The sequence below is a fragment of the Mechercharimyces mesophilus genome (assembly GCF_059818345.1).
Genome location: NZ_JCBAPH010000012.1, coordinates 1 through 4,259, shown reverse-complemented (window position 1 = coordinate 4,259; position 4,259 = coordinate 1). Strand labels below are relative to the sequence as shown.

Annotated in this window: 3 protein-coding genes and 1 rRNA gene; all 4 read left to right on the top strand. The window is 42.1% G+C overall.

What is annotated here, in order from left to right; genetic code table 11:
* Positions 1–4: 4 nt before the first annotated feature.
* The 4 genes from rrf to AC6RGY_RS16355 all read left to right on the top strand — a co-directional run bounded on the left by rrf (position 5) and on the right by AC6RGY_RS16355 (position 3,779).
* A 5S ribosomal RNA gene (gene rrf / locus AC6RGY_RS16370) occupies positions 5–121 on the top strand.
* A gap of 320 nt (positions 122–441) precedes the next feature.
* Positions 442–1,059, top strand: a complete 618-nt coding sequence (locus AC6RGY_RS16365; RefSeq protein ID WP_499864867.1) for a PH domain-containing protein — start codon at positions 442–444, stop codon at positions 1,057–1,059.
* Between the two features lie 208 nt (positions 1,060–1,267).
* A complete protein-coding gene (locus AC6RGY_RS16360) occupies positions 1,268–1,822 on the top strand; it encodes a glycerol-3-phosphate responsive antiterminator (RefSeq protein WP_499864865.1) in 555 nt (184 codons plus the stop codon).
* Positions 1,823–2,099: 277 nt separating this feature from the next.
* A complete protein-coding gene (locus AC6RGY_RS16355) occupies positions 2,100–3,779 on the top strand; it encodes a glycerol-3-phosphate dehydrogenase/oxidase (protein ID WP_499864863.1) in 1,680 nt (559 codons plus the stop codon).
* Positions 3,780–4,259 lie beyond the last annotated feature (480 nt).

Below are 4,259 nucleotides of genomic sequence, written 5' to 3'. Positions count from 1 at the left end.
TATGTCTGGTGGCAATGGCGGAGGGGACCCACTCGTTCCCATACCGAACACGATCGTTAAGCCCTCCAGCGCCGATGGTACTTGGGACGCAGGTCCCTGGGAGAGTAGGTCGTCGCCAGGCACTATAAAAACAACCCTTTCATTTCAATCGAAGTGAGAGGGTTGTTTTTGTTGTTGAGTAAGGCCTCTTAGAGAGCGAAGAGGTCAGCGTTTATGAGAGTCTCCACGTGGTGAAATAATGTTTCGACCATAATCCTTCTAATGGAAGAAAGGTGAAGAACGTTTTCTACTACTTTAAAGAAGGACTTGGTGGAAGAAGTCTAATTCAATTTAACGATGATGGGATATGAGCATCCATCTAAGTTCGTTTGACATGATATTCTTTAAACGATATACTATTTCTGTAAATTAACAACTTTCTAATCGAAAGGGGAGAGAGTTATGTTTGGTAAAGTTGCCTCAGATGTGTTGGGATTAAGTGATGTTGGGAGGATTATTGCGCCACAAAATTACGATAAAGTAGATGCAGATGATTATGTCATGCATGAAGATGGTGAGAAGATCTATTTTGTTATTAAATCGAAAGCGGACGAATATTGCTTTACTAACAAAGCTCTTATTCATCTTGACGGGAAGACAGCGACGAGTAAAAAGAGAGTCCTCTATCGCTATGATTATTATCGTTACCGCGTTTCCCAAGTGTTTTTAGAAACAGCAGGGACGATTGACTTGGATGTAGAAATAAAATTTAAATTGGGCAGTGCCTCATTCTCTATTGATGTGCATAAACAACAGTTAGAGCAATTGAAAGACCTCTACAAATCACTTCTTAAAATCCAAGAGATTGTTACTGATAACATGGTGTCATTGGAGTATGCAAAAGATAGTGTGCAGATTGCTTCTTCGGCACTTGGACGGCATCATAATCAGGAAGATTCTTCTATTGCACAGAATTTTCATGATATTACAAATCAAGCTTTTGCATGGCTAGATAATAACACTAAAAAGTATACAGTTAGAGACTTTGGCTTTGTTTTTGAGCGGTACATAAACAATTAATCCCGTTTTCTAGAAAAATTGATCAGACAAAGCTCTTGCAAGGAATGTTTAGCTAATTGCTTGCAAGAGCTTTTTGTATTGTGATTTCACTACTTGATTCATGTTATTATCAATCGATTGGTGACATTAGATAGGAGATGTCTTGTGTTTTAGGGAGTGCTATGATTACAGAAAGACTTTGCAAGCATATTTCTAGGGGGATAAAGTGATGAGTATTTTTGCTGGGCAAAAAATATTGCCTGCTACGAAGTCGATTAAGGACTTCGAGCGTTTAGTGGAAAGTCAATATACGTACCTCATCTTATTAGAAACCCATATTGCCCAACTTCCCTCGCTCATTAAATTGGCGAAGGCTCATCATAAAAAGGTTTTACTTCATGCTGACTTGGTTCAAGGGCTAAAGAGCGATGAATATGGAGCGGAATACCTCTGTCAAATGGTGAAACCAGATGGGCTCATCTCGACCAGAGCTCCCGTGTTGCGTGTCGCAAAAAAGAAGAAGTTAATGGCTGTTCAGCGTATCTTCCTCTTGGACACCCATGCCTTGGAAACGAGTGCACGTCTAATGAAATCGGTGCAGCCTGATTTTGTTGAAGTATTGCCTGGGGTACTTCCACCACGGATTATTAAAGAAGTGGGCGATATGATTCGTACACCAGTTTTAGCAGGGGGATTGGTTCGTACGCAAGACGAGGTTGAAGGTGCGCTATCAGCAGGAGCAGCTGCTGTAACAACGTCTGAACAGGCGCTATGGGACCTTTAATCTTATCTCCAACTATCTAAAGGGGTCGTTACCAATTACAGGATGAATTATGTCTTTACCTCTCAATTAGGTGACAATGATCGCAAAGCATTATATAATGGATAGAGAAACGCAATTGAAGCTACAGGTGCTATAGACCCATTGGGTAACACCAACAGGGTTTGACCATACAAGTTAATATATGGCGCGGAGAACCGGAGAAAACCATTGAACCCTATGTGATCGATAACATAGGGATTTGATGGTTTTTTCTTTTGTAAAAGGAGAGTCTAAAACTATGAAAGAACAATCATTCTCGATTCAGAGTCGAACAGAAGAAATGAAGAAAATGCGACAGACAAAGGTGGATGTGCTTGTCATCGGTGGTGGGATAACAGGTGCAGGTATTGCCTTGGATGCCCAGTCACGAGGAATGCAAACACTCCTTATCGACATGCAGGACTTTGCTGCAGGAACCTCCAGTCGGTCCACTAAGCTGGTGCATGGAGGATTACGTTATCTGAAGCAACTAGAGATTGGTCTGGTGGCTGAGGTAGGAAAAGAGAGAGCCATTGTTTACGAAAATGGCCCTCATGTAACGACTCCGGAGTGGATGCTTCTTCCTTTTTATAAAGGAGGGACGTTTGGTTATTATTCCACTTCGCTTGGCTTACGTGTGTATGACTTATTGGCCGGAGTGAAACGTAAGGAAAGAAGGAAAATGCTGAATAAAGAACAGACGAAACAAAAAGAACCGTTGCTCAAAGATGAAGGATTACGTGGCGGTGGTTACTATGTGGAGTATCGCACGGATGATGCCCGCTTGACATTGGAGGTGCTAAAGAAAGCAAGTGATTATGGGGCAGCGATATTCAACTATATGAAAGCGACCAGCTTCGAGTATCAAGGGGGACGCATCGTTGGAGTGAAGATGCAAGACTTGCTTACAGGCGATACTTTTACGGTTCATGCTAATAAAATTGTAAATGCAGCAGGCCCTTGGGTGGATGGATTACGAGAAATGGATGGTTCAAAAGAAGGCAAGACACTTTATTGGACCAAAGGAATTCATATTGTAATGGATCAAGCACGTTTTCCCCTTAAACAAGCCGTTTATTTTGATGTACCCGATGGTCGGATGATTTTTGCTATTCCAAGAGACGGGAAAACGTATATTGGAACGACAGATACTCACTATCAAGGAGACTTGAAGCATCCCCGCATAACGGAAGGCGATCGGGAGTACCTATTGGATGCTATTAATAATCAATTCCCTTCCTTGGGATTATCAGCTGCGGATGTTGAATCTGGATGGGCGGGTATTCGACCTCTCATTCATGAAGAGGGCAAATCGCCTTCTGAGATTTCTCGCAAAGACGAGATGTTCCTCTCAAAATCTGGGCTGATTACGATTGCAGGTGGGAAATTAACGGGCTATCGAAAGATGGCCGAAAAAGTAGTCGATCTTGTTGCGAAACAGATGAATGTGGAAACAGGACGTAGCTTCCCCAAGTGTCACACGGATGAGATCGTGATATCGGGTGGTGAGGTTGGAGGATCGAAAAGATGGAAAGAATTCCTTCGTCAGCAGGTGGAAGTGGGGCTATCGCTGGGATTGGGAGAAAATCAATCGAAAAAATTGATTCAGCTATACGGTTCCAATGTGAAGGAAGTGTATGCATATATCCAGGATTATACGAACAATTATCACTCACTTGATATCGCCCCTGATGTATATGGCATGGTGATATATGGATTACGAAATGAGATGGTAGCAACCTTGAGTGACTTCTTCGTTCGTCGCACGGGAAATCTATTCTTTGATGTAGCATCAGTGAAAAAGTGGAGAGAGCCCGTCAGAAAGCTGATGGCTCAAGAATTGAATTGGGACGAACAGACTATTAAAAGACAAGAAGAAGGATTAGATCAGGATCTCATGGAGTATACAGAAGTAGTGGAGACGGAAGATTTTTCTTAAGTAGTTCGCATCCAAAAGTCTTTTAAGAGAGATCAGAGGGAAACCATCAAGTGTGCAATTAACCAATTCTGCACCAATAAGCCTCTCCGAATGAGAGGCTTATTGGTGACTTGGATGTTAGTAAAAGTCCTTTTGAATTTGGATGCGTTGTAAATGGGTTAACTGAGTCTGGAAGACAGGATATTATGATCGATAGAAGAGAGGAGTTTCTCTCATATACGTCGGTGAATAGGGAAGGAGAAATGGCAGTAAATAAAAAACGAAAAACCTGTTGACGAGAATATCACAGCGTGGTATTATAGATCTTGTCGCCACGAAAGAGTGGACGAGACAAACCGCCGGATGGCGGGACTAAAAAGAAATTGTTCCTTGAAAACTGAAGAGCGAAAGATAGACCCAAGTCAATGAAATTTGAGCAATCAAATTCTTTTATGGAGAGTTTGATCCTGGCTCAGGACGAACGCTGGCGGCGTGCCTAAT